The sequence below is a fragment of the Streptomyces sp. WG7 genome (assembly GCF_049975785.1).
Taxonomy (GTDB): Bacteria; Actinomycetota; Actinomycetes; order Streptomycetales; family Streptomycetaceae; genus Streptomyces.
This window is the reverse complement of record NZ_JBNGGE010000038.1, coordinates 38,682-64,506: the sequence shown is the minus strand read 5'-3', so window position 1 is coordinate 64,506 and position 25,825 is coordinate 38,682. Positions and strand designations below refer to the sequence as shown.

Sequence of the window (25,825 nt, the reverse complement as noted above, 5' to 3'; positions counted from 1 at the left end):
GGCGACTACTTCCTGACGGCCTTCAGCACCACGAACTTCCGGTCACTCGCCACCAGCTCACTGTTCCCGAACAGGCGCCGCAGCTTGACGTGGTAACCCAGGTGCCGGTTGCCGACCACCCACAGCTCGCCACCGGGGCGCAGCACGCGCCGCGCCCCGGTGAACATCCGCCACGCCGTGGCGTCGGTCGTCGCCTGGTGGGAGTGGAACGGCGGGTTGTTGAGCACCAGGTCGACGCTGCCGTCCGGCACCCCGGTCAGCCCGTCACCGACCCGGAACTCCGCCCGCCCCGCCGCACCGTTCGCCTTGTACGTCGCCTCCGCGGAGGCGACGGCCTGGAAGGACTCGTCGGTGAACAGCACCTCGGCCGCGGGATCGGCCAGCGCCACCGCCGTACCGACCACACCGTTGCCGCAGCCCAGGTCCACCACCCGCCGGGCACCGCCGGTCTCCGGCAGATGCTGGAGGAAGAACCGGGTGCCGATGTCGAGCCGGTCGGCGCAGAACACACCGGCGTGGTTGACGACGGACCGGCCGGAGAGCGGCCCGACGTCGTCGGGGAGCCGGTAGCCGAGCGGCCAGGGGTTGGCGGGGCGCCTCAGCGAGGGATCCGGTGCGGCGAGGATGAGCCGGGCCTTCTTCTCCGCCAGCGAGGTCCGGGTCGGCCCGACGATCCGCTCGAACAGCCTGAGCGTCGAGGTGTGGATCTCCTTGACCATGCCCGTGCCGACGACGACCGTGCCCTCGTGCAGCGCGGGCGCCAGCCGCAGCAGCTGGTCCTCCAGCAGTGCCAGGCTCTTCGGCACCCGCACCAGCAGGACGTCGACGCGGTCCGGCGGCGGGTCCTGCGTGGTGAGCAGGCGTACGGAGTCCGGCTCCACGCCGCTTCGCTCCAGGTTCGCGCGCGTCGCCTCCCGGGTGAGGTGGGAATCGGTGATCTGCACCGGCCGGTGTGCCGCCAGCGCCGTCACCAGCGCGCCCCAGCGGTCCCCGAGGACCACGACCGTGCCCGTGAGCGGGACCTCCTGATCCGCGAGGTGCCCGAGCAGATACTCGTCGGAGGCGTCCCAGGCGCGGAGCCGGTCGCGCGGATCCTCGGGGAAGCGGGCCAGCACGTGCTCGCCCCATGGAGTCGTCATACGGTCGTCGCGGTCGTTCATCGTGCGTCCAGGCTAGCCGAGCCGCAGCTCGGACCGTGCCGGACGGCGGTGCGGGGGGCGGGCAGGCGCGAGGGGGCGAGGGAGGGGGGCGCGAGGGAAGGGCGACGCGGGCAGGATGGGACACATGGACGCCGAGCTGTTCCCCAGGACTCGTACCGAGACCGCGCCCGGCGCCGTCCACGTACCGGACTGGCTGGACCCGCAGCGGCAGCGCGAGCTGCTGCACGCCTGCCGCGAGTGGGCCCGCCCGCCGGCGGGACTGCGCACGGTGCGCACCCCCGGCGGCGGCACGATGACCGCCCGGCAGGTCTGCCTCGGCTGGCACTGGTACCCGTACGCATACGCCCGCACCGTCGTCGACGGCGACGGCACCCCCGTGAAGGCCTTCCCGGACTGGCTCGGCGACCTCGGCCGCCGGGCGGTGAGCGACGCGCTGGGGGCCGACGCGGTGGCGGACGCGCCGTACGACATCGCGCTGATCAACTTCTACGGCTCCTACGCCCGCATGGGCATGCACCGCGACGCCGACGAGAGGTCCGACGCGCCCGTGGTGTCCCTGAGCCTCGGCGACACCTGCGTCTTCCGCTTCGGGAACCCGGGGACGCGGACCCGCCCCTACACCGACGTCGAGCTGCGCAGCGGCGACCTGTTCGTCTTCGGCGGGCCGTCCCGGCTCGCGTACCACGGGGTGCCCCGGGTGCACGCGGGCACCGCACCGCCCGAGTTGGGGCTCACCGGGCGGCTGAACATCACGCTCCGGGTCAGCGGCCTCTAGGCACCCCGTACCCGCGGATCATGGGAGACTCCCCCTCATGAGCGGCAAGGCGGACCCCCGGGCGTCGGGGGAAGGGACCACCTCGAGGACGCGGCTGGACCGGGGGCGCGGCGCGCTCGGACCCGCGTTGGAGCTCGTGCACACCGGACGCGCCCCCACCCGGGCCGTGCTCACCGCCGAACTCGGCGTGACCCGGGCCACGGCCGGCGCGGTCGCCGCCGAACTGGAGGCGCTCGGCCTGATCCGGGTCGACGCCCGTCCCGCCGCGGCGGCCGGCTCGCAGGGCCGCCCCTCGCACCGCCTCGCGGTCGCCGAGGACGGGCCCGTCGCCCTCGCCGCCCAGATCCACGCCGACGGATTCCGCGCCGCCCTGGTCGGGCTCGGCGGCCGGATCGTCGCCACCGCGCCCGGCTGCGAGGTCGTCGACGCCGATCCGGCGAAGGTCCTCGGCTCCGTCGTGGAGGCGGGCGCGGAACTCCTGAGGGAGACCGGGCGCCGCTGCGTCGGCGCGGGACTCGCCGTACCGTCCGCCGTCGCCGAACCGGAGGGGCTGGCCCTGAACCCGCTCCACCTGGCCTGGCCGGCGGGCGCGCCCGTGCGGCGGATCTTCGCCGAGCAGGTGCGCGCCGCCGGTATCGACGGCCCCGCGTTCGCCGCGAACGACGTCAACCTCGCCGCGCTCGCCGAGCACCGGCACGGCGCCGGACGCGGCGCCCGCGACCTGCTGTGCGTGGCCACCGGCCACCGCGGCGTCGGCGGCGCGCTGGTCCTCGACGGCCGCCTGCACATGGGCAGTTCGGGACTCGCCCTGGAGGTCGGCCACCTCACCGTCAACCCCGAGGGCCGACCCTGCTACTGCGGCGGCCACGGCTGCCTGGACGTGGAGACCGACCCGCTGGCCTTCCTCACGGCGGCAGGCCGCGAGCCCGGCCCCGAGGTGTCACTGCTCCAGCAGTCCAACGACCTGATCCGCTGCCACTACGCAGACCCGGCCGTCCGCACGGCCACCGAGACCCTCATCGACCGCCTCGGTCTGGGACTCGCCGGCCTCGTCAACATCCTCAACCCCGACCGCATCGTCCTCGGGGGACTCCACCGCGCACTCCTCGACGCCGACCCCGAGCGCCTGCGCGCGGTCGTCGCCGACCGCAGCCTGTGGGGCCAGAGCGGCGGCGTACCCATCCTGCCGTGCGGCCTGGACCACAACAGCCTGGTCGGCGCGGCCGAACTGGCCTGGCAGCCGGTCCTGGACGATCCGCTGGGAGCGCTGGTTTAGGGGGTGTCTTCGGAGCTTGCCGGGGGCGCGGGGTTCTGGCACGCGCCTCCACTGCCTGAAGGCCGTGGGCGGTGCCCCCAGCGGCGTTGTCGTCGGTTGCCAGGGCTCCGCCCTGTCTCCCTCCTCCACCCCCTGACCTTCGGTTCCGGGCCGGTCAGGGCGCCGGCCGGTCGCCGCCGCTCGGAGCGTGGCTGAGGTCGACGACGCAGAAGATGTTGCCGTCCGGGTCGGCGAGGACGACGAAGTCCGGGTCGGGCGGGTAGAGGTCCCAGTCGACGGCCCGCGCACCGAGACCGATCAGCCGCCGTACCTCGGCCCGCTGTTCCTCCGCCGTGTCCGTGAACAGGTCCAGGTGGAGCCGGGGGTGCGGCTCGGCCGGTGATTCGCTGCGCAGCAGGCCGAGGGCCCGCCCCGAGCCGTCGGGGTGGTCGAGCGTTCGCCACGTCTCGCTCTTCCGCTCCTCGGAGGCGACCAGGTTCAGAGCAGCCGTCCAGAACGCCACCGCGCGGGGCACGTCCGCGACGCCGATGACGGGGAAACCGAGTCTCAGCATGGGCCGAGCCTACATACCGGACGAACCCGTGACCCGGTGACCGTCACGAAAACGGACGGTGCGCACGCCGGTAGTTGCAGCCGTCGCAGTGCGGGCAGCACGGGCGGGCGGCCGGCGTACTCCCCCGAGATACGCCTGCTGCCGTCGGCCGTACGGTGCGCTCGTGCGGTGCACTCGACCGGTGGACCGCGCCCCCGCTTCGCTCCCGGCCCTCGCCCGGCCGGGGGAGCGGCGTACCGTCAGCGCCCTTCCTGCTCCCGGCGGTTGTGGGCGGTACCCGGCGCCACCGGACCGGCCCACGGTGCGGCGGCGGCCGGACACCGGGCGCACGGCCCTCGGCAGCGAGGGGTCACCGCCCGGTCAGCCGGCAACGGCCGACCGGGCGGGAGCAGGTTGCGGTCTGCCGAGGTCGGCCGCGTGCTCGACTTCCGCGAACGCGGCGGCCGGCACCTCCTCGACCAGGCGCCGCGGCGGGCGCGTGGCGACGGGGGACGCGGCGGGCGGCGGGGCGGTGACGGCCGTCGGGAGCGTGAACCAGACGACCTTGCCGGACTCGCCGTCGGGCCGGGCGCCCCAGCTCTCGCTCATCGCGGCCACCATGGAGAGCCCACGCCCGCAGGTCGCGAGCGGTTCGGCGTCGTCCACCACGGGCAGACGCGGATCGTGGTCGCGCACGGAGACGGTGAGCCGGTCCAGGATCAGCTCTATCTCCACGGTGCACGTCTTGTCGGGCCGGGCATGCAGGTGGACGTTGGTCAACAACTCCGTCACGCCGAGCGCGGCCCGGTCGATCAGGGAATCCATATGCCAGTAGCGCAATTGCGCAGATACGATTCTGCGGACCTGGCCGATCCGCGACGGCAGGGCTTGGAGCTCCACCGTGCAGTGTCTGCTTGGGTGACTGATCACGGCTGCGACTCCCCGACATAGAGGTCCGGAAGAACACGGAGTTCGGATCCAGCAGGGCGCACGCGGCGCATCGCCGCCTGCTGTCATGGCCGGCGGGCTGGTTCGCAGCGTTATCGCCGGTAAACCCAGAGTGACGTGAGACCAGCGTGACGCAAGGGGTGGGGCACCGCAACTTACGGACATTTCATACGCGGTGTCCGGCCGCCCTGCGCACCGCTTCGATGAAACGGCGAGCCGCGGGCGGACCCGGCTCGCCCGGCGCGGGGTCCCGCTCACCGAGGGTCAGCAGGTACCGCTTGCCGTTGAGGTCGGCGAGGGCGCGGTCCTGAGGGGCGAACCAGGGACGGGAGGCGCGCACCGCCTGCACCGGAGCGCTGTCGATCTCGCTGCCGTAGCTGGTGAGCAACTCCAGCCTGCCACCCCTGATCCGGACCGTTCCAGCCCGGGTGAGTGAGCGCAGCCGCTTGCCGATCCGCACCCCTGTGGCCCTGAACTCCGGCTCCGCCATGCCGTCGCCCCCTCGCGCCCGTCGGTTGCCGGGACCGTACACCTCGGTGCTCCCGGTACCGGCTCGTGTCGTGCTCCAGTGTGCGCCCGCGGCGGGAACCCGGTCCCGCCCGCTGGCAGTCTGCCCGCACCGCGCGCCGAGCACCAGTACGCGCCGCCCCTTTCCGGAGGCGACCGGAGCACTCGCCCGAATGCGCCCCCACCGGGCCGAGGGCCGGCCCCCACGGGTGCCTTTGGGGCGCCCAAAGGTGTGTTTATGCAGGTGAGAGGCGTGTGGAAGGTGCTTATGATCGAGGCGCCGACCGCGCGACACGCAGCCGGCGCGCAGCGTAAGGAGCCCCGTCGTGAGCACCCCCCAGCAGACCCGCACCGGCGCCACCCTCGACGTCGACCACAGTGACACCGCGTACCGCACATGGCTGAAAGAGGCCGTCCGCAAGGTGCAGGCCGACGCCAACCGCTCGGCCGACACCCACCTGCTCCTCTTTCCACTGCCCGAGCGGTGGGGCATCGACCTGTACCTGAAGGACGAGTCGACCCACCCCACGGGCAGCCTGAAGCACCGGCTCGCCCGCTCGCTCTTCCTCTACGGTCTGTGCAACGGCTGGATCCGGCCGGACCGTCCGGTGATCGAGGCGTCCAGCGGCTCGACGGCCGTCTCCGAGGCGTACTTCGCGAAGCTGATCGGCGTGCCCTTCATCGCCGTCATGCCGCGCACGACCAGCGCCGAGAAGATCCGCCTGATCGAGTTCCACGGCGGGCGGTGCCACTTCGTGGACGATTCCCGCCGGATGTACGAGGAGTCCGCCCGCCTCGCGGTCGAGACCGGCGGCCACTACATGGACCAGTTCACCTACGCGGAACGGGCCACGGACTGGCGGGGCAACAACAACATCGCCGAGTCGATCTTCCGGCAGCTGCGGCTGGAGCGGTTCCCCGAACCGGCGTGGATCGTCGCCACGGCCGGCACCGGAGGCACCTCGGCGACCCTCGCGCGCTACGTCCACTACATGCAGTACGACACCCGCGTCTGCGTCGCCGACCCGGAGAACTCCTGCTTCTTCGAGGGCTGGACCACCGGCGATCCGGACGTCACCTGCGACTGCGGCTCCCGGATCGAGGGCATCGGCAGGCCCCGTATGGAACCGAGCTTCGTGCCCGGCGCGATCGACCGCATGATGAAGGTGCCGGACGCGGCGAGCGTGGCGGCCGTCCGGGCCCTGGAAGGGGCCGTCGGCCGCAAGGCGGGCGGCTCCACGGGCACCGGACTGTGGAGCGCGTTGAAGATCGTCGCCGAGATGGTGGCCGAGGGGCGCCGGGGCAGTGTGGTGACGCTGCTGTGCGACCCGGGGGACCGGTACCTCGACAAGTACTACTCGGACACCTGGCTCGCCGAACAGGGCCTCGACATCGGGCCGTACGCGGCGGCGATCGAGTCCCTGCTGCACACGGGCGCCTGGCCCGGCTGACCTCGGGCGGAGAGGCGCGGGCCGCGCGCTACGGGCGGGTGAGCCGCCGGTCCAGCGAGGTGACCGCGTCCCGGAAGGCCCGCCCCAGGCCCGGACGCGCGCGGCCCAGCACGAAACGGAACGGCGCCGTACCGTCCGCCGCGAACGTCCACCGCACGCGCGTGCCGGTCCCGGCCGGCGCGAGCCGCCATTCCTCGGCCATGGCCCGGGCGCCGGGCGCATTGGTGACGTCCACGCGGTAGGCGTACACCTCGGGCCGCTCGGCCGTCAGCACCGTCTCCACGAAGCGCGTACCGCCCTTCAGCCGGATCTCGCGCCCCGCCCGCTCGCCGATGGGCCGGGCGAACGTCACCGCCGAGAACCAGGCGGTCCACCCCGGCACGTCCTCGGCCAGCGCGCGGAAGACCGCATCCGGAGCCGCGGAGACCTCCCGTGCGAAGACCAGGCGGACCGGAGCCGCCTCGACGAAGTCGAGACCCACCGGACGCAGACGGTGAGCCATGGGCACCACCCCCTTGAACGAGGCCGCGTACGTGGACGATCGGTCGGGAGGCGCCACGATAGCCGGGGTCGCGCCGGGTGTCAGCGGGGCCAGGGGCCGGGCAGCGGCGTCCGCCGAGGTCAGTCCGTCGTCTCCGGCTCGCCCGCCACGACCAGCCCCAGGTGTTCCGCGATCTCCGCGCGGGCGTCCGCCGGCAGGCCCGCATCGGTCACCAGCGTGTCGACCTGCTCCAGCGTCGCGAACGAACTCAGGCCCACGACACCCCACTTGGTGTGGTCGGCGACCACGACGACACGCCGTGCGGACTGCACCAGCCGCCGATTCGTCTCGGCCTCCGCGAGGTTCGGCGTCGACAGGCCGGCCTCGGCCGATATCCCGTGCACGCCGAGGAACAGCACGTCGAAGTGGAGCGTCGCGATCGCCTGGTCGGCGACCGGCCCCACCAGCGAGTCCGAGGGAGTGCGTACACCGCCGGTGAGCACCACCGTGGCCGCACCCTGCCGGGCCCCCGAAGTGCGCTGCGCCACGTGGAACACGTCGGCCACCCGCACCGAGTTGGTGACCACCGTCAGATCCGGCACGTCCACCAGCCGGTGCGCCAGCGCGTACGTGGTCGTACCGCCCGACAAGGCGATCGCCGCACCCGGCGCGACCAGTTCCGCCGCGGCCCGCGCGATGTCCTCCTTGGCGGTCGGCTCCAGGCCCGACTTGGCCTCGAACCCGGGCTCGTGCGTGCTCGCCTCGACCACCGGAACCGCGCCGCCGTGCACCTTCTCCAGCACGCCCTGCCGGGCCAGCGCGTCGAGATCGCGACGGACCGTCATGTCCGACACGCCGAGCTTCCGGGTCAGCTCGTTGACCCGGACTCCGCCCCGGCGGCGTACCTCGTCGAGGATCAGGGCGCGCCGCTGCTCCGCGAGGAGGTTCGGATTCTCACTCACGTACGCTTCGGTCCTTTCGCCGCGAAACCGCCCGACACGCCCGGCGCACTCGCTCCGACTGGGAACCCTCCCGGCTCCCGGTGCGCGGACGTCCCATCCTCGCACGCCCGGCCATGAGCCGCGCCACCACCTGCCTGCCGCGCTCATGTCATTCCAGGCTCGTCCCGGTGTCACCTGTGACACGGTTCGGGGAGATTCCGTGCCGAGGGGTGTACGACGTTCCCTCAGCGGAGATCCTTGTGCCCGCACGGGCAGAGCCGACGGCGCGTCACGGGGGAGTGCGGACAGTGGGACAGGCGAAGGAACGGACCGGGACGGGCGGACAGGACGCCCCCGGACCGTGCGACGGGAGTGACCTGGGAGACCCGAGCTACCGGAGAGACGGGAGCTACCGGAAAGACGGGAGTGACGGGAACGACGGGAGAACAGGCACCGCCCTGGAACTCCTGGTGCACGGAGTGGGCGGCACGACCCCCGCCGAGATGCTGGACGACCCGCGGACCGTACGGATCACCGGCGACCACGTCGCGGCCGTCTTCCGGCGCACCGAGGACGCCGACGCCGAGTCCCGGCCCGAGGACTACCGGGGACGGCCGGTGCCCGAGGCCTACGTCTGGTGCAACCTCACCTCCGGCAACGGCTCCCGCGCCCTGTGGCTGCTGCTCCTGCCGTTCATGGTGGTCAACCTCGCCCACTGGATGCGGCCCACCGCACACGGCCGGACCCGGACGGTCCGCCTCTACGGGCTGCTGGTGCGGCTCGTGGGCCTGACCATGACGGTGCTGCTGGTCGCCGCGGCCTGCGAGGTCGCGCTCGACCTCGTCGCCTGGCAGTGCGCGGGGACACGTGCGTGTGCCGAGCAGCACTCCTGGCTGGGCTTCCTGTCCCCGGGGATGTCGGACGGAGGCTGGTGGAGCACGCCCGGCCGCAGGCTCGCCCTGGCGGCCTTGGTGCCCGCCGCGCTCACCGCCCTGCTGTGGTACCTGTCGCTGCGCACCTGGCGGGCGTACGAGTCCCAGCAGCCGATGGACCGCGAGCCCGGCCACGAGGAGGACCCGGCCCGCACCGCCCTCGGCCGGCCCGGGTTCTGGTACGGGCGCCGTCTGGTGGCCCGGCTGCGTGCCGCCCACACCGCCGCCGCCCTGCTGACCGTCGCCACGGCCGTCGGCGTGCCGGCCGCCCGCTTCGACCGCCGGCCGGGCGGGCCGGCGCTGCTCGACGCGCTCGGATGGATCCTGGAAGCCGCGCTGGTCACCGGGGCGGTCGCCGTGGCCGCGGTGGTCTGCCGCCGGGGCCGCAGCGAGAACCGTCTCGACCGGGAACTCGACGAGCGCCTCGTGCGGCGCCTGCCGCTCGCCGCCCTCGTCCTGTTCGTCCTCGCCCTGCTGTACGGCGGCTGGTCCCGTCCCCAGTGGTCGTCGGCCGGCCGGCTGCCGGGGGACATGGCCTTCGGCGGCATCGTCACGGTGCAGGGCCTGCTGGTCATCGCCCTCGCCGTGGTCGCCCACGTGCTGTACCGCAGCCTCCCCGACGCCCGCATCGCGATCCGTGGCCTCGGCGGCCCCGCCGTCGCCATGCTCGCCTGCGCGCTGGGCGGCGTGATGTCCGGCGGCGTCGCCCAGCGCGTGTCGGACTGGCTGGACGGCACCGGAACGTCCATCGACGGACCACCCGTCCTGCTGACCTGGCAGGCGTCCGTCATCCCGCCCCTGCTCGTCCTCGTCCTGCTGCTCTGCGCCGCGCTCGCCCGGCACACCTGGCGACTCGCCCGCGCCGAACGGGACGCCGTGGAGGGCGACCACCCCGGCGAGGCCGGGGACCCGGGACGCACCCGGCGCATCGCGCTCACCCGCGCCCTGGCCACCCTCACCGACCGGGCCCCCCTCCTCGTCGCCATCACGTCCGCCGCCACCCTGCTGCTGGGCGCCGGAGCCCTGGTGGGCGCCCTGACGACCGACCAGGTGCCCGGCGACGCCGCGCGCGGGACGTACGCCGTCGTGCACGGTGCCGCACAGACGGCGCAGGCGCTGGGCTCCTGGCTCATCGGCCTCGGTTTCATACTGTTCGTCACCTGGGGCAGGCGTGCCTACAAGGACGCCTCCGCACGGCGCACCATCGGCATCCTGTGGGACGTCGGCACTTTCTGGCCGCGCGCCGCCCACCCCTTCGCACCGCCCTGCTACGCCGAGCGCGCGGTGCCCGACCTCACCTGGCGGATGGCGACCTGGACCCGTGCCACCGGCGGGCGGCTGGTCATCTCCGGGCACTCGCAGGGCAGCGTCCTCGCCGCCTCGGCGGCCTGGCAGCTGGAGCCGTCGGCCCGCAAACGGGTCGCCCTGCTCACCTACGGATCCCCGCTGGAGCGGCTGTACGGCCGCTGGTTCCCGGCCCACTTCGGCCCGGCCGCACTCGGCTCGCTGCACGAGGAGGTCGACTGCTGGCGCAACCTGTACCGGCGCACCGACCCCATCGGCGGTCCGATGCGGCTGCCCGGCGACTCGGGCCCCGCGGTGGACCGCGCACCCCTCAAGGACCCGCTCACCTACGGCCGTACCGAACTCCACCCACTGCCCGCGCCGATCCTGGGCCACTCCGACTACCAGGCCGACCCGGCCTTCGCCGAGGAACGGCAGCGTCTGCTGGCCCGGCTGCGCCCGGAGGTACCCGAACCGCGGCACACCGGCCGGCGGTGAGCGGCCCGGCTCGAGGCGCACGTCGCGACCGGAGGCCGTAGGCGGGCCGAGCCCACCGGCGGCTGTGTCGCGCGACCTCGGCGGCCGGTGCGGCGCGTGGGCACCCGCCTCTCGGGCTAGTGCCAAAGGTTCCTGGCTGGTGGTCAGAACGGTCAGCCCGGGTGCAGGCCCCCCGCCGCGACGCAGGAGCCGGATCCGGATGCGGCACGACTGGCCACGTCAACGCCCTGAGGCCGCGTAACCGGAGCGGCCCGCCCGCCGATGACGACCCCGCTCGTCGACCCGCGCCCGCCTGGCGCGGCGAGCCGTTCGGCGACGTCGTCGAACCGGGCGGCGGGACCGCGGTGGCGTCTTCGGCGGGCCCGACGGGTGGGCGGGGCATCTCGACGCCGGGGGCGCACACCCGCGTGAGCCGCCTGGTCCGGCGCGCATTCCGTCACCGGGGAACAGAGAACGGGCCAAGGGCTGCCCCACGCTGCGGCAGGGCCGGCTACCGCAGCTCCGGCAGGTCCTCGGCGTAGAGCAGCGTCAGGTCGTCCGTGCTGGGGTCGGCCACCTGGGCGACCCGGCTCGCGTGCCGTTCCACCATCGCCTCGAAGGTCTGGCGGGCGGTGCGGCCGTTGCCGAAGGCCGGGCCCTTGGGGATCGCCGTGAAGTACTCCGTCAGCGCCTCGGCCGCGCCCGGCGCCAGCCGGTACTCGTGCTCGTCGGCCTGCTGCTCCACGATCCGCAGCAGCTCCTCGGGTGCGTAGTCGCCGAAGGTGATGGTCCGTGAGAACCGGGACGCCACTCCGGGGTTGACGGACAGGAAACGCTCCATCTCCGCCGTGTACCCCGCGACGATCACCACGACCGAGTCCCGCTGGTCCTCCATCAGCTTCACCAGCGTGTCGATGGCCTCCTTGCCGAAGTCCCGGCCCGCGTCCTCGGGGGACAGCGCGTACGCCTCGTCGATGAACAGCACACCGCCGTGCGCCCGCTGGAACGCCTCCTGGGTGCGGATCGCCGTGGAGCCGATGTGCTCACCGACCAGGTCCACCCGCGACACCTCGACGAGGTGGCCCTTGTCCAGGACGCCGAGGGACGCGAGGATCTCTCCGTAAAGGCGGGCGACCGTCGTCTTGCCGGTGCCCGGGGAGCCGGTGAAGACCAGGTGGCGCTTGACCGACGCGGCCTTCAGGCCCGCCTGCTGCCGGCGCCGGCCCACCTCGATCATGTCGGTCAGCGCCCGCACCTCGCGCTTGACGCTGTCCAGGCCGACCAGCGCGTCCAGTTCGCCGAGGACGGCCTTCGAGGTACGCGTCGGTTCCCGCGGCCCGCCGTCCGCGATCAGGGGCTCCTGCTCGGTGCTGCGCTGCCCGGGGATGGAGCCCAGCAGGCCGGGGGACTGGCTCACCGTCTGCACCACCGGTTCCGGCGCGGCGGGCGGCGTCAGACCGCCGCTCTCGTCGCCGGCACAGTCCTCGACGATCGGGCCGGAGTCGTACGCCGTATCCGGGCCGCCGTCCGCGAACTCGTACCCGCCGCGTGCGCAGCGCTCCGTACGGCACTTGCGCAGCGTCGTACGGCAGCCGTCTATCACATGGAAGCCGTAGCCGGCGCTGCCGGTCACGCGGCAGTTCAGGAAGCTGCCGCGGCCTCCGGCCGACACGTAGACCCCCGCCTCCGAGGGGGAGTCGACCGTGCAGCGCTCGATGGTGGGGTCGGCGCCCTTGGTGACGATCACGCCGGTGCGATTGCCGTCCAGCGTGCAGTTGTTCAGGGTGCCGCCGCTGCCGTGGTCGCGGAACCACGCGCCCGTGGCCGCGTCCCGGATGCGGCAGTCGTCGAGCTGTGCGGTGGCGCCGTCGCTCACCGACACGGCCGTGTTGCGCACCTGGGACAGGTCGCTGTCGACGACGTCCGCGCGCGAGCCGCGGTCCAGGACGAACAGCGCGTCCGGCACGTCGTGCACCCGGCAGGAGTCGAGCACCGCGGTGGCGCCGTCGCTGACCCAGACGGCCGGATAGTCGCCCGTGCTGTCGAAGATCTCGCACTGGTTGGCGTCCACCCGCGTGCCCGGATCCCACACCGACAGGCCGTTGCGCCCGAACTGCCGCACGATGGTGCGGGTCAGGGTGAGAACGGAACGGGAGCGCAGGTCGACCGCGTTCTCGGGGATCTCGTGGATGCGGCAGTCGGCGAGCGTGAGTACCGCGTCCGTGTCGAGCGTGACGCCGTCGCCGGTGGTGCGGTGCACGTCGCAGTCGGTCATGTGGGCGGTGGCCCGGCCGGTGACCTGCACGCCGCTGCCCCGCACCTCGTAGACCTCGCAGCCCACGGCCTCCAGCGAGGACCCCTCGCCCGTCGCCGTCAGGCCGGAACCCGCCGCGTGGTGGACCCGGCAGCGCACCAGCCGGGGGTGCGCGCCCGAGCGCACCGCGACGCCCGCCTGACCGGCCGAGACGACCTCGCACTCCTCGAACACACCGCCCCCGCCGTCGAGGACGGCGATGCCGACACCGGCCGGATTGTCGACGGTGCAACGCCGCACCGTCGGCCGCGCGCTGCCGCGCACCTCTATCCCGGACGCGGAACGCGTGACCACCCGCAGCCCCAGCAGCTCCGGCGTGCCCTCCTCGACGAGCACCGCGGGCGCCGCCGCGTCCTGGCCCTCCACGTGCAGGTCCTGGACCACCGCCGAGGCGCGCACGGTCAACGGGACGCCGTCGACGGGCGCGATCCGGACGGAACCCTGGGAGCCCTCGGGGCCGCGCAGGGTCACCGCCCGCTGGACGACGAGGTTCTCCCGGTAGGTCCCGGGGGCGATGGTGAGGACGTCACCGTCGGCCGCGGCCTCCAGGGCGGCGGCGAGCGATGCGTACTCACCCGTGCGGCGCCGCCACCGCGAGGTGCCGGTGTGCGTCACCTGGACCGTGCCCTGTGCCATGGCGTTGCTGTGCCCCCACCTCGTCGTACGCGGGTCGTCGCCGATTCGGTTCGGCCGGTCCACCGTAGCGTGCGCACAGGTGGTGAGTTGACCGGAGGCGGAAGCCCGTCAGCTGTCCGCGCCGGTCCTGCCCCAGTCCGGGCCCGCCCTGCCCCATTCCTGCTCCAGGCGCGCGTACCGGCGGCGGACCATGCGCCACACGACGATCCGCCGGGCGGTCTCGACCAGGGCGGCGGTCGCCACCGCGGCGCCGAACCCGGCGAGCACGGCGTGCGTCGCCGCGGTACGGGAGTCCAGCGGGCGGGCCACCGTCCGGCCGTGTGCGTCCGTCCATATCGCGAAACGGTCGCCGGTGTCGGGGTCGTCGATGCCCGCCATGAGGGGACCCTCGTGCCGCGAGCCGTCCGGCGCGGTCCAGTCGGCCAGGACACGGCTGCGCAGGTCCCCGGCGGACGCGCCCTCGGGGTGGACGGTCAGTGGGGGACGCTCCAGCGCACGGACCACGGTGGCCGTGACCCGGTGCCGGGACTCGTGCTGGTCGCGCACCGACCGCTGCAGGGCGTCCTGCGCGGCGCCGCCCACGAGCGTGCCGGTCAGCGGGGCCAGGGACAGGATCAGCAGCAGTCCGGCCAGTGCCACCCAGGCCTCGGCCAGGTCGGTCGCACGGCACAGGGCGTTGTGCCGCCAGCGCCAGAGCCCGCTGATCGCCCGCACGATCCGCACCCCTCCCCGCTCCGTACCGGCCCCGGTTCGAGCCGTTCACGCGCGGGGGCCGGTCATGGAGAGCGGGCCACGCCGTCCCGACCGGACTCGCGGCCGGGTTCCTCATGAACGTCTCGCCAAGGCTCAACGCGCGGGCCGCGGACCGGGTGCCCGGGTATGCGCCGGTGTCCGGAACGCGCCCCCGGGAACGCGGCACGTCACTCGACGATCCGCACCGGGTCGCCGACCCGGACCGTGCCGCGGCCGACCGGGACCAGGTTCTGCCCGAAGACCAGTTTCCCGTCGATGCGGCGGTGCCGCCCGAGGCTGTGCAGGGGCTCCCTGCCGCGCCCGGCGGTGCCCTGGTCGGTCGTCGTCACGACGCACCGCCCGCACGGTTTGACGACCCGGAAGGCGACCTCGCCGACGGTGACGCGGGACCAGCCGTCCTCGGCCCACGGGTCGGTGCCGGCGACGACCACGTTCGGCCGGAAGCGGTTCATGGGCAGCGGGCCCTCGTCCGCGTGCTCGCCCCCGGCGATCAGGGAGTTCAGGGCGTCGAGCGAGGCCGTCGTCGTGAGCAGCAGCGGGAAGCCGTCGGCGAAGGAGACGGTCTCGCCCGGCAGCGCGTACCGCGGGTCCACGGGCCGGCGCGTGGCGGGCTCGTCCAGGTACACCAGCCGCACGCTTGCTCCGAGCAGGGCGCTGAACCAGGAGTGCGCGGCCTCGCCCGCCGCGGGCAGCGCCTCGACCTTGTCGCGGAAGACCTCCACCACGACGGTGCCCGCTCCACGCGGGGCCGGAACCGTGAGCGGCTCCCGGCCGGGCGCGGACAGCACCACGCCGCCGCCGGGCAGGAGCTCGGCGGCGGCCAGGGCGAGGCGCGGCTGCTGGCGTTGTGTGACGACCTTTCCCCCGTCGTCGATCAGCATCCAGCGGCGGTCCCCGGCCAGCCCCCAGGGCTCCACGGCGGCCTCCAGGAGCGACAGGCTCCGGGTCGCCTTGACCGGATGGACGTGAATCGACTGCAGTCGCGCGTTCGCCATGGGGTCATCGTGCCAGGAGGCACCGACAACCCCGACGACGGCTCAGTAGCCGCGGTACTGCTGCTGGTTGTACGGGTCCTGGTACGGCGCCGGGGCGGGCCGGGGAGCCGTGGGGCGCATCGCCTCGTACCCCGCGGGTCCGGGCGCGGCCGGGCGTGGCTGCTGCGCCTGCTGGGGGCCGGGGTACCCGCGTGGCGCGGTCGCCTGGTGCGGGATGTACGGGGCGGGGGCCTGCTGCAGCGGGGCGGGCTGCGGCGCCTGCTGCGGGTAGCCGTAGGAGGGCTGGGACGGGCCCGCCGGGAGGGCGGGCAGAGCCGAGGGGAGCGCGGGCAGGTGGCTGCCCGGCGCGTCGTACGCGGCGGGGACCCGGATCGGGGCGATCTGCGGGGTGCCCCGCTCGGCCACGAGTGAGTCGTAGATCGGAGTGTCCGGGAAGGAGGCGGAGTAATAGCCGCCACCATAAGTGGAGCGGGGGGAGGTCATGGCACATAAGTTAAGCCCACGATGTGCTGATTGGGGAGACCGATAAGAGGGTTGTTTTCCGTGTCCGCAGTGACCAGGGATCCCCAATGCGAGCGAACTCGGCAAAATGGGGCGTCACGCCGCGCGTTCTTGGGGTAAAGGGCGAGTTCCGGGCGGGTTACCGGCGGTTGTCCGGACGCCTTCCCGCACTCCTTGCGAGGGGTGGGCGGCGGGAGAATAGGTTGGGCGGGAAAAGGCTCGGCGAACCGCCGGGACACGGCCCGGCTCGGTGACACGTGATGGGGGCGGACATGTCAATGCCGAAAGGATCGAACACTCCGGTGCCCACGACGGCGCTACGGGTGGAACTGGGCTGGCGATCCGGCCCCGGCGTGCCCGACGCGGACGCGTCGGCCCTGCTCCTGGTGGGTGGGACGGTCCGTTCCGACGCGGACTTCGTCTTCTACAACCAGCCGGCGCACTCCTCCGGCGCGGTCCGCCACGAGGGCAAGCGGGAGGCCGGCGGCCGGGTGACCGACAGCCTGCTCGTCGACCTCGCGCGCGTGGAGCCCGCGATCGAGACCGTGATCCTCGCCGCCTCCTCGGACGGCGGACCGTTCGGGCGGGTCCCCGATCTGTACATCGAGGTCCGCGACGCCGCGCGGAACACCGTGGCGGCCCGCTTCGACAACCCGGGCGCGACCGTCGAGACGGCCTTCGTGCTCGGCGAGTTCTACCGCCGCCAGGGCGCGTGGAAGTTCCGTGCCGTCGGCCAGGGCTACGACACCGGGCTCGAGGGCCTGGCCACGGACTACGGCATCTCGGTGGACGAGCCGCCGCAGGCACCCCCGGCGCCCCCGCAGGCACCCCCGGCGGCCCCGCCGGCACCGGCTGTCCCCACGGCCACCACGCCCCCGTCGGCGCCCCCGGCCACTCCCGTACCCCGGTCGGCCGCAGCCGCCCCGTCGCCCCCGCCGACGGCGGCGCCCTCCGCCGAACCGGTCCGTCCGACCAAGGTCACGCTCACCAAGGCGGCACCCTCCGTCTCGCTGACCAAGCAGGGCGGTACTTCGGGCGCCCTGCGCGTCAACCTCAACTGGCAGGTGCGCAAGCAGTTCTCCGGCTGGGCCCGCAAGCTCGGCCGCCCGGCCGCCCTGCACGACGACCTCGACCTCGACCTGTGCTGCCTGTACGAACTCACCGACGGCAGCAAGGGCGTCGTCCAGGCCCTCGGCAACGCCTTCGGGTCCCTGCACCAGCCGCCGTTCATCCACCTCGACGGCGACGACCGCACCGGCGCGGTGACGACCGGCGAGAACCTCACCGTCAACCTCGACCACAAGCAGCACTTCCGGCGCATCCTCGTCTTCGTCACCATCTACGAAGGCGCGCGCTCCTTCGCCGACCTGCACGCCACGGTCACCCTCCAGCCGCAGCACGGAGCTCCGATCGACTTCTCGCTCGACGAGTGCACGGTCCCCTCGACGGTGTGCGCCCTCGCGCTGATCACCGGCACCGGCAGCGACCTGGTCGTCCAGCGCGAGGCCCGCTACCTGGTCCCCGAACGCGGCGTGAGCCCGCAGCGGACCGTCGACCACGCCTACGGCTGGGGCATGAACTGGACCCCCGGCCGGAAGTGAACCTTCCAGGCGCGGGCGTTCACCCCTCCTCGGGCACGGCGCCCGGACGGGCGTAGGTACGGCCCTTCCAGGCCGCGCCCCGCCCCCGGTAGTGCAGCACCGCCGAGTCGACCGTCATCAGGAGATACAGGAACGCCGTGAACGGCAGCAGCGGAGCGAGCCACAGCGGCTGCCGGTAGTAGCGCAGCATGGGCACGTACGTCCCCGCCATCACCAGCCACGCGGCGGCACCGAGGACGGCCGCCGCCGTACTCCCCGTCACCGCGCCCACGACCACCGCCACCGGCGGCACGAGGTACACCAGGGCCAGGCCGACGACCGTCCCGGCGAGCACCAGGGGGTTGTGCCGCAGCTGCGCGTAAGCGCTGCGCGAGACCATCCGCCACAGGTCGCGCAGCCGCGGATACGGACGCACGCTGTCCACCCGGTCGGCCAGGCCCAGCCAGACGCGGCCGCCGCTGCCCTTGACCGCCCGGGCGAGGGCCACGTCGTCGATGACGGCGTGCCGGATGGCGTCCGGGATCCGCGCCCGCTCGGCGGCATCGGTGCGCAGCAGCACACAGCCGCCCGCCGCTGCCGCGGTTCGCCCCTTCCCGCCGATCCACCGGAACGGGTACAGCTGCGCGAAGAAGTAGACGAAGGCCGGCACCACGAGCCGCTCCCACACGCTCTCCACCCGCAGCCGGGCCATCTGCGAGACGACGTCGAAACCACCGGTGCGGGCCGCCGCCACCAGCCGGCGCAGGCTGTCCGGCGCGTGGGCGATGTCGGCGTCCGTGAGCAGCAGGTACTCGGGCTCACGCGCGCGAGCCAGGTCGATGCCGTGCCGCACCGCCCACAGTTTGCCCGTCCAGCCGGCGGGCGGCTCCCCGGGCGAGGCCACGGTGAGCGGCAGACCCTCCTGCCGCCGGGCCAGCTCGCACGCCAGCTCACCCGTGCCGTCCGTGCTGCCGTCGTCGATCAGAAAGACCTCCGCCCGCCCCGGATACGTCTGCGCGAGCAGCGACGGCAGGCTCGCGGACAGGACCGCCGCCTCGTCGCGCGCCGGGACGACCACGCACACGGAGGGCCAGGAGCCGGGCTCCACCCGGGCCGGCAGCCCGACGTCCGTACGCCAGAAGAAGCCCCGGGCGAGCAGCAGCCACAGCCAGGCGGCGAGGGACAGGGCGGATACGACGGTCACGACGGCAGTCCACGCATCGGCGCTCACGTCCGCAGTCTGCCCCACGACACCGGACCGCAGCGGCCCATCGACTATGGTGGCCGGGTGAAGATCGCGCTCATGGACTCCGGAATCGGTCTGCTGGCGGCCACCGCCGCGGTACGGCGCCTGCGACCGGACGCCGATCTCATCCTCTCCCTGGACCCCGACGGCATGCCCTGGGGCCCGCGCACCCCCGAGGACCTCACCGGGCGTGCCCTCGCCGTCGCCGAGGCCGCCGCCGCGCACCGCCCGGACGCCCTGATCGTCGGCTGCAACACCGCCACCGTGCACGCGCTGCCCGCGCTGCGCGCCCGGTTCGAGCCCGCACTGCCGGTCATCGGCACCGTCCCGGCGATCAAGCCCGCCGCGGCCGGCGGCGGCCCCGTGGCGATCTGGGCCACGCCCGCCACCACCGGCAGCCCCTACCAGCGCGGTCTCATCAAGGAGTTCGCCGGCGACGCGGCCGTCACCGAAGTGCCGTGCCCGGGGCTCGCCGACGCCGTGGAGCACGCGGACGAGGCCGCGATCACCGCGGCCGTCGCCGCCGCGGCCGCCCTGACACCGGACGCGGTGACGACCGTCGTCCTGGGCTGCACCCATTACGAACTGGTCGCCGAACGCATCCGCGCCGCCGTGCAGCGCCCCGGCGCCCCGCGCCTCGTCCTGCACGGCTCCGCCGGTGCGGTCGCCGCCCAGGCACTGCGCCGGATCGGCGCCCGGCCCGACCCCGGAGCCCCGGCCGAGGGCACCCTCACCGTGCTGCTGAGCGGACGTGAGGGCACACTGCCCGAGCCCGCGCTCGCCTACGACGAGGGCCGGCTCCTGCGAGCGGTCACGCCGGCCCGCTGACCGCCGGGCACGCCCGGTCGGCCCAGTCACCCTGCGCGACGAGGTACGCGCGCAGCGAATCGTGAGTAATCTCGTATGCATGAGGCATCGCCACGGCGAGACCACCCCCCAGCCGGACGTCTGGACCGGACGTGCCACCAACCGGGTCCAGTGGTTGCTGGCGCTCATCGGCGCCGCCTGCGTGGCGTTCGGCATCACGCTGGCCGTCGAATCGGCCTGGGAGTCCGGCGTCGCCCCGCTGGCCATGGCGGTCGTCGGCTGCATCGCGGCCGGGCTGCTGGTGCTCTTCGGCACGCTGGCGTTCGTGCACGTCGCGCTGAGAGTCGACGAGGAGTGCCTCGAGGTGCGCTGCGGCCACATCGGCGTGCCCCGTCGCCGCATCCCCCTGTCCCACGTCGCGGGCGCCGAGTTCGCCCCGCACGTCACCCCGCGCCACTGGGGCGGCTGGGGTTACCGCTGGCGGCCGGAGAAGGGCACCGCCGTCGTCGTACGCCGGGGGGAGGGCGTGGTCCTGCGACTGTGGGACGGACACACCTTCACCATCACCGTGGACGACGCGGAGGCGGCCGTCCAGGTCATCAAGGACCGGCTGCGGCCCAAGGCGCCGGGGCCGGCACGCTGAGCGCACTCGGGGGCTGAGCCGGCGAGGTCCACCGGAACCGCTGCGGCCGCCCTCCGCACCGGCCCGCCCCCACCCGCACCGACACGGACACCCCGCACCGCCCTCACCCGGAGAGCCGATCGCCCCGCGGTCGTACACCGGTCGCCGGCCGGGCCGGTGACTCGGCGGGGCGGGAAGGGCCGTGGCCGGCCCCGCGCGGAGTCCCGCACCCGCCGACACCGTGGTGGGGTTCGGCGCGTTGCCGACGGCGACGACCGCCCGAGCCCGGTGCCGGGCCCCGTCGGCGATGAGGACGACCGGTGTGCGGCGCGACGAGCGCCACAGGGACGTACGGCATCCAGTACGACGCGGCACCGGACAACCGCGGCCCCGCGGCGACCGCGGACCGCGCTGTCGGCGGCATGGTCACCCGCCGTACACTCCGGGGGGTGACAGCCACCGCAACCTCCGTCGGCGAGTCGGACCGGACACAGCCGCAGACGACACCCACTCCGCGTGTCGCCACGTGGCTCCGGCGCCTCCTCCCGGCCGCCGCCGCCGCGCTCTCCGGAGTGCTGCTCTACGTCAGCTTCCCGCCGCGCACCCTGTGGTGGCTGGCACTGCCCGCCTTCGGCGTCTTCGGCTGGGTGCTGCGCGGCCGCGGCTGGAAGGCGGGCCTCGGCCTCGGCTACCTCTTCGGCCTCGGCTTCCTGCTCCCGCTGCTGGTCTGGACCGGCGTGGAGGTCGGCCCCGGGCCCTGGCTCGCGCTGGCCGCGATCGAGGCGCTCTTCGTCGCGCTGGTCGGCGCGGGCGTCGCCGCGGTGTCGAAACTGCCGGCCTGGCCCGTGTGGTCGGCGGCGCTGTGGACCGCGGGAGAGGCCGCACGCGCGCGCGTGCCGTTCGAGGGCTTCCCCTGGGGGAAGGTCGCGTTCGGTCAGGCGGACGGCCTGTTCCTGCCGCTCGCCGCGGTCGGGGGCACACCGGTACTCGGCTTCGCGGTCGTGTTGTGCGGCTTCGGCCTCTACGAGGTCGTGCGCCTGGCCGTCCGGGCGCGCCGCACCCACGAGGTACGGCGGAGCGCGGCGGCGGTGGCCTTCCTCGGTGTGGCCGTACCCCTCGTGGCCGCCGTGGCCGCCCGGCCGCTGGTCAGCGACAAGGCGCAGGACGGCACCGCGACCGTCGCCGTGATCCAGGGCAACGTGCCCCGCGCGGGCCTCGACTTCAACGCCCAGCGGCGGGCCGTACTCGACTACCACGCGCGCGAGACACAGCGCCTGGCCGCCGACGTCAAGGCCGGCAAGGTCGACCAGCCCGACTTCGTGCTCTGGCCGGAGAACTCCTCGGACATCGACCCCTTCGCCAACGCCGACGCGCGCCTCGTGATCGACCGGGCCGCCAAGGCGATCGGCGCGCCCATCTCGGTCGGCGGCGTCGTGGAACGCGACGGCAGGCTGCTCAACGAGCAGATCCTGTGGGACCCGGACAAGGGCCCCGTGGACACCTACGACAAAAGGCAGATCCAGCCGTTCGGCGAGTACCTCCCACTGCGCTCGCTCATCGGGGCGATCAACGACGAGTGGACCTCCATGGTCAGCCAGGACTTCAGCCGGGGCACCGAACCGGGCGTGTTCACCATGGCCGGCACCAAGGTCGGGCTCGTCACCTGCTACGAGGCCGCCTTCGACTGGGCGGTGCGCTCCGAGGTCACCGACGGCGCCCAGATGATCTCCGTACCCAGCAACAACGCGACGTTCGGCCGCAGCGAGATGACCTACCAGCAGCTCGCGATGTCCCGCATCCGGGCGGTCGAGCACAGCCGCTCCGTCACCGTGCCGGTGACCAGCGGTGTCAGTGCGATCATCATGCCGGACGGGAGGGTCACCCAGAAGACCGGCATGTTCGTGGCGGACTCCCTGGTCCAGGAGGTGCCCCTGCGCTCCTCCGAGACGCCCGCCACCCGACTGGGCGTGGTGCCCGAGATCGCCCTGGTGCTGGTCGCGGCCGGCGGGCTCGGCTGGGCCGTCGGTGCCGGTGTGCGCGGGCGACGCGCCCGGGGCGTGTAGCCGTACGCCCGCCGCACGCCCCGCGACACCGCCCGGAGTGACCCGAGGGGCCCGTTAGGGTCGTACGCATGGCTACTCCCGACTTCATCCGCGACCTGCGCGCCTCGGCCGGACACCAGCTGCTGTGGCTCCCCGGAGTCACCGCCGTCGTCTTCGACGACGAGGGCCGGGTACTGCTCGGCCGGCGGTCCGACAACGGCCGCTGGTCACTGATCGGCGGTATCCCGGAACCGGGGGAGCAGCCCGCCGCCTGCGCCGTGCGCGAGGTCGAGGAGGAGACGGCCGTAAGGTGTGTCGTCGAGCGCGTGGTCCTCGTCCAGGCGCTGAACCCGGTCACGTACGACAACGGCGACGTCTGCCAGTACATGGACATCACCTTCCGCTGCCGGGCCGTCGGCGGCGAGGCCCGGGTCAACGACGACGAGTCGCTCGACGTGGGCTGGTTCGCGGTGGACGCCCTGCCGGACCTCAAGGAATTCGGGCAGGCCCGGATCAAGCAGGCGCTGTCCGACGCCCCCACATGGTTCGACCCCACTGGTTCCGTCTGAAGTATGGGGTGTGCCCACATGGGGGGCGGCGTGGACTCTGCCTAAGGTCGGGACATGACCTCGCCCAGCGTCCTCCCGGCCCTCCACGCCTCCCCGCTCGACCTCGGCGGCCGCACCGCCCTCGTCACCGGCGCCGCCGGCGGCATCGGCCGTGCCTGTGCGCGGCGGCTGGCCGCCGCGGGGGCCGAGGTCACAGCGGTCGACCGGGACGCCGCGGGGCTGGACGCCCTCGCGGAGAGCTGCGGGGACCTCGCGGGCAGCGTCGAACCCCGCGTCCTGGACCTGACCGACCTGGACGCCGCGGAACGCGCCGCCGCCGGCACCGACGTCCTCGTCAACAACGCCGGACTGCAGCTGGTGCGGCCGATCGAGGAGTTCCCGCCCGACGTCTTCCACACCGTGCTCACCGTGATGCTGGAGGCCCCCTTCCGCCTCATCCGCGGCGCCCTGCCCCACATGTACGGGCAGGGCTGGGGCCGTATCGTCAACATCTCCTCCGTCCACGGCCTGCGCGCCTCCGCCTACAAGGCCGCCTACGTCTCCGCCAAGCACGGTCTGGAGGGCCTGTCCAAGACCGCCGCCCTCGAAGGCGCCGCCCACGGCGTCACCTCCAACTGCGTCAGCCCCGCCTACGTGCGCACCCCGCTCGTCGAGAAGCAGATCACCGACCAGGCCCGGGCGCACGGCATCCCCGAGGAGCAGGTGCTGACCGACGTACTCCTGAGGGACAGCGCGGTGCGGCGGCTCATCGAACCGGAGGAGGTCGCCGAGGCAGTGGCCTACCTGTGCGGCCCGCAGGCGTCCTTCGTCACCGGCACCTCACTCGCCCTGGACGGCGGCTGGACCGCGCACTGAGCAGGACGGCAACCGCGTCCCGAGCCGGGTGGGTGCCCCGGCGGCCCGGGTTTTCCACAGGGCCGCCGGGACGACAGCGCGATGGGGAATCCTGTGAGCATGTCCCGCGATCACGTGCAGTCCGCCGAGCGTTCCGCCCACGGCGCCGGAGAAGCCGGAGAAGCCGGAGAAGCCGGAGAAGCCGGAGAAGCCGGAGAAGCCGGAGTGTCGCCCCGTGATGCGGGCGATGCCGCCGCCCCGGCGCCCGCCGCCGTCGAGACGCCCTTCCTGGACCTGCTGGCCCGGGGCGCGTCCGCCGACGCCTACGAGCAGCCGGTGCTGCTCGCCCGCGCCGAGGGAGGACCGGCCGAGCGGATCGCCGCGCTCGAACAGGCGAAGAACCTCGCCCTGCGCGTGCGCTCCGAACTGGAGGGCCGGCGCAGGCGCGAGGCCGAGCTGTCCGCACTGTTCGAGACGGCCCACGACCTCGCCGGACTCCGCGACCTGGACGCCGTCCTGCGCGCGATCGTGCAGCGGGCCCGCTCACTGCTCGGCACCGACGTCGCCTACCTCAGCCTCAACGACCCGGCCCGCGGCGACACCTGCATGCGCGTCACCGAGGGCTCGGTCGCGGCCCGCTTCCAGCAGCTGCGGCTCGGCATGGGGGAGGGACTCGGCGGACTCGTCGCCCAGACCGCCCGCCCCTACGTCACCGACGACTACTTCAAGGACGCCCGCTTCCAGCACACCCGCACCATCGACGCGGGCGTACGCGACGAGGGCCTGGTCGCCATCCTCGGCGTACCGCTGACGCTCGGCCACCACGTCATCGGCGTGCTCTTCGCCGCGGACCGGCGCGCCCGCGTCTTCGAACGCGAGCAGATCGCCCTGCTCGGCTCCTTCGCCGCCCTCGCGGCAGCCGCCATCGACACCGCGAACCTGCTCGCCGAGACCCGCTCGGCCCTCGCCGGCCTGGAGCGGGCCAACGAGATCATCCGGGACCGCAGCGGCGTCATCGAGCGTGCCTCCGACGTCCACGACCGGCTCGCCGAACTCGTCCTGCGCGGCGGCGGTGTCCACGACGTGGCCGCCGCCGTCTCCCAGGTCCTGGCCGGCACCGTCGAGTTCACCGAAGCCGCCGCCGCACCCGCGCGTGCCCTGGAGACATCCCGCGCCGAGGGCCACGCGGTGCGGCACGAGGACGACTGGATCGCCGCCGTCACCGCCGGCGACGAACTGCTCGGCGCCCTCGTCCTGCGCGGCCACCCCGGGCTCGATCCCGTGGACCAGCTCACCCTGGAACGCGCCGCGATGGTCACCTCCCTCCTCCTGCTCGCCCGGCGCTCCGCCGCCGAGGCCGAACAGCGAGTCCGCGGCGAACTGCTGGACGACCTGCTCGACGCCCGTGACCGCGACCCCCGCGTGCTGGGCGACCGCGCCCGACGGCTGCGCGCCGACCTGGACGCCACCCACGTCGTACTCGCCGCCCGCCTCGACGCCACCGCATCCGACGCCGACCAGGAGGCGGACGCGCGCCGACGCCTGTGGGCCGCAGCCTCCCACCTCGCCGCCACCCGGCACGGCCTGGCCGCCGCCCGGGACGGCGGCACCGTAATGCTGCTGCCCCTGGCCGCCGGGGACGGTGCCACGGACCTGGCCCGCCGCACCGCCCAACAGCTGAGCACGGCCGTCCACGAGGCGGTCACCGTCGGCGCCTCCGCCCCGGTGGAGGACCTCGCCGCGCACCCGGACTCCGTGGCCGCCGCATACGGCGAAGCCCGGCGCTGCCTCGACGCCCTGCGCCTGCTGGGCCGCTCCGGGGACGGTGCCGCCGCCGAGGACTTCGGGTTCCTGGGCCTGCTGCTGGCCGGGGACCAGGACGTCTCCGGTTTCGTCGAGCGCACCATCGGCCAGGTCGCGGCCTATGACGAGCGGCGCGGCACCGAACTCCTGCGGACCCTCGACGCGTACTTCGCCTGCGGCATGAGTCCCGCCCGCACCAAGGACAGCCTGCACGTCCACGTGAACACGGTCGCCCAGCGCCTGGAGCGCGTCGGCCGCCTCCTCGGCGACGACTGGCAGAGCCCGGACCGCGCACTGGAGATACAACTGGCCCTCAGACTCCACCGGCTGTCGGTCCCCGCGCGGCACTGACCCCCGCA

The 25,825-nt window shown here is 73.9% G+C and carries 22 protein-coding genes; 11 read left to right on the top strand and 11 right to left on the bottom strand.

What is annotated here, in order from left to right; translation table 11 throughout:
• Window positions 1-5: 5 nt before the first annotated feature.
• Window positions 6-1,139 (bottom strand): methyltransferase, encoded by a 1,134-nt coding sequence (locus ACP4J0_RS29235; RefSeq protein ID WP_426601742.1) that lies wholly within the window; start codon window positions 1,137-1,139, stop codon window positions 6-8.
• A gap of 145 nt (window positions 1,140-1,284) precedes the next feature.
• On the opposite strand from ACP4J0_RS29235, the gene ACP4J0_RS29230 reads away from it, so the two are divergent.
• Both ACP4J0_RS29230 and ACP4J0_RS29225 read left to right on the top strand, forming a co-directional pair.
• Window positions 1,285-1,935: an alpha-ketoglutarate-dependent dioxygenase AlkB family protein gene (locus ACP4J0_RS29230; protein WP_426601721.1), complete on the top strand. Its 651-nt coding sequence runs from the start codon at window positions 1,285-1,287 to the stop codon at window positions 1,933-1,935.
• 37 nt (window positions 1,936-1,972) lie between these two features.
• A complete protein-coding gene (locus ACP4J0_RS29225) occupies window positions 1,973-3,211 on the top strand; it encodes an ROK family protein (RefSeq protein ID WP_426601720.1) in 1,239 nt (412 codons plus the stop codon).
• Between the two features lie 154 nt (window positions 3,212-3,365).
• Here the strand turns inward: ACP4J0_RS29225 and ACP4J0_RS29220 are convergent, their stop codons facing one another.
• From ACP4J0_RS29220 to ACP4J0_RS29210, 3 genes are all read right to left on the bottom strand, one after another.
• Window positions 3,366-3,764 carry a VOC family protein gene (locus ACP4J0_RS29220; protein WP_426556751.1) on the bottom strand — a complete coding sequence of 133 codons (399 nt, stop codon included), beginning with the start codon at window positions 3,762-3,764 and terminating at the stop codon, window positions 3,366-3,368.
• A 360-nt stretch (window positions 3,765-4,124) separates the two neighbouring features.
• On the bottom strand, window positions 4,125-4,673 hold the full coding sequence (locus ACP4J0_RS29215; protein ID WP_426601719.1) for an ATP-binding protein: 549 nt from the start codon (window positions 4,671-4,673) through the stop codon (window positions 4,125-4,127).
• 184 nt (window positions 4,674-4,857) lie between these two features.
• Window positions 4,858-5,181, bottom strand: a complete 324-nt coding sequence (locus tag ACP4J0_RS29210) for a hypothetical protein (protein WP_426601718.1) — start codon at window positions 5,179-5,181, stop codon at window positions 4,858-4,860.
• A gap of 343 nt (window positions 5,182-5,524) precedes the next feature.
• Between ACP4J0_RS29210 and ACP4J0_RS29205 the strand changes: the two genes are divergently transcribed.
• Entirely contained in the window at window positions 5,525-6,649 is a 1,125-nt protein-coding gene (locus ACP4J0_RS29205; RefSeq protein ID WP_426601717.1) for a PLP-dependent cysteine synthase family protein, read from the top strand.
• 28 nt (window positions 6,650-6,677) lie between these two features.
• On the opposite strand, the gene ACP4J0_RS29200 is transcribed toward ACP4J0_RS29205, so the two are convergent.
• Both ACP4J0_RS29200 and ACP4J0_RS29195 read right to left on the bottom strand, forming a co-directional pair.
• Window positions 6,678-7,151 (bottom strand): SRPBCC family protein, encoded by a 474-nt coding sequence (locus tag ACP4J0_RS29200; RefSeq protein ID WP_426601716.1) that lies wholly within the window; start codon window positions 7,149-7,151, stop codon window positions 6,678-6,680.
• 119 nt (window positions 7,152-7,270) lie between these two features.
• On the bottom strand, window positions 7,271-8,092 hold the full coding sequence (locus ACP4J0_RS29195) for a DeoR/GlpR family DNA-binding transcription regulator (RefSeq protein WP_426601715.1): 822 nt from the start codon (window positions 8,090-8,092) through the stop codon (window positions 7,271-7,273).
• Between the two features lie 437 nt (window positions 8,093-8,529).
• On the opposite strand from ACP4J0_RS29195, the gene ACP4J0_RS29190 reads away from it, so the two are divergent.
• Window positions 8,530-10,785, top strand: a complete 2,256-nt coding sequence (locus ACP4J0_RS29190) for a hypothetical protein (RefSeq protein ID WP_426601741.1) — start codon at window positions 8,530-8,532, stop codon at window positions 10,783-10,785.
• A 490-nt stretch (window positions 10,786-11,275) separates the two neighbouring features.
• Here ACP4J0_RS29190 and ACP4J0_RS29185 read toward each other — a convergent pair whose 3' ends face one another.
• From ACP4J0_RS29185 to ACP4J0_RS29170, 4 genes are all read right to left on the bottom strand, one after another.
• Window positions 11,276-13,714 carry a right-handed parallel beta-helix repeat-containing protein gene (locus ACP4J0_RS29185; RefSeq protein ID WP_426601714.1) on the bottom strand — a complete coding sequence of 813 codons (2,439 nt, stop codon included), beginning with the start codon at window positions 13,712-13,714 and terminating at the stop codon, window positions 11,276-11,278.
• A 108-nt stretch (window positions 13,715-13,822) separates the two neighbouring features.
• Window positions 13,823-14,428 carry an Rv1733c family protein gene (locus ACP4J0_RS29180; RefSeq protein WP_426601740.1) on the bottom strand — a complete coding sequence of 202 codons (606 nt, stop codon included), beginning with the start codon at window positions 14,426-14,428 and terminating at the stop codon, window positions 13,823-13,825.
• A 206-nt stretch (window positions 14,429-14,634) separates the two neighbouring features.
• Window positions 14,635-15,462: an MOSC domain-containing protein gene (locus tag ACP4J0_RS29175; RefSeq protein WP_426601713.1), complete on the bottom strand. Its 828-nt coding sequence runs from the start codon at window positions 15,460-15,462 to the stop codon at window positions 14,635-14,637.
• 42 nt (window positions 15,463-15,504) lie between these two features.
• Complete coding sequence (locus ACP4J0_RS29170) at window positions 15,505-15,945, bottom strand: DUF6643 family protein (RefSeq protein ID WP_426601712.1); 441 nt, start codon at window positions 15,943-15,945, stop codon at window positions 15,505-15,507.
• A 296-nt stretch (window positions 15,946-16,241) separates the two neighbouring features.
• Here ACP4J0_RS29170 and ACP4J0_RS29165 point away from each other — a divergent pair, with 296 nt between their 5' ends.
• Window positions 16,242-17,564, top strand: a complete 1,323-nt coding sequence (locus ACP4J0_RS29165) for a TerD family protein (RefSeq protein ID WP_426601739.1) — start codon at window positions 16,242-16,244, stop codon at window positions 17,562-17,564.
• 19 nt (window positions 17,565-17,583) lie between these two features.
• Here the strand turns inward: ACP4J0_RS29165 and ACP4J0_RS29160 are convergent, their stop codons facing one another.
• A complete protein-coding gene (locus tag ACP4J0_RS29160; protein ID WP_426601711.1) occupies window positions 17,584-18,792 on the bottom strand; it encodes a glycosyltransferase in 1,209 nt (402 codons plus the stop codon).
• 39 nt (window positions 18,793-18,831) lie between these two features.
• Here ACP4J0_RS29160 and ACP4J0_RS29155 point away from each other — a divergent pair, with 39 nt between their 5' ends.
• The 6 genes from ACP4J0_RS29155 (at window position 18,832) to ACP4J0_RS29130 (ending at window position 25,817) form a co-directional block, all read left to right on the top strand.
• On the top strand, window positions 18,832-19,617 hold the full coding sequence (locus tag ACP4J0_RS29155; RefSeq protein WP_426601710.1) for a glutamate racemase: 786 nt from the start codon (window positions 18,832-18,834) through the stop codon (window positions 19,615-19,617).
• Between the two features lie 79 nt (window positions 19,618-19,696).
• Entirely contained in the window at window positions 19,697-20,239 is a 543-nt protein-coding gene (locus ACP4J0_RS29150) for a hypothetical protein (RefSeq protein ID WP_426601709.1), read from the top strand.
• Between the two features lie 428 nt (window positions 20,240-20,667).
• Entirely contained in the window at window positions 20,668-22,281 is a 1,614-nt protein-coding gene (gene lnt / locus ACP4J0_RS29145) for an apolipoprotein N-acyltransferase (protein ID WP_426601708.1), read from the top strand.
• 68 nt (window positions 22,282-22,349) lie between these two features.
• On the top strand, window positions 22,350-22,829 hold the full coding sequence (locus tag ACP4J0_RS29140; protein ID WP_426601707.1) for an NUDIX hydrolase: 480 nt from the start codon (window positions 22,350-22,352) through the stop codon (window positions 22,827-22,829).
• A 54-nt stretch (window positions 22,830-22,883) separates the two neighbouring features.
• Window positions 22,884-23,684, top strand: a complete 801-nt coding sequence (locus ACP4J0_RS29135) for a 3-hydroxybutyrate dehydrogenase (protein WP_426601706.1) — start codon at window positions 22,884-22,886, stop codon at window positions 23,682-23,684.
• A gap of 99 nt (window positions 23,685-23,783) precedes the next feature.
• Window positions 23,784-25,817 carry a helix-turn-helix domain-containing protein gene (locus ACP4J0_RS29130; RefSeq protein ID WP_426601705.1) on the top strand — a complete coding sequence of 678 codons (2,034 nt, stop codon included), beginning with the start codon at window positions 23,784-23,786 and terminating at the stop codon, window positions 25,815-25,817.
• Window positions 25,818-25,825 lie beyond the last annotated feature (8 nt).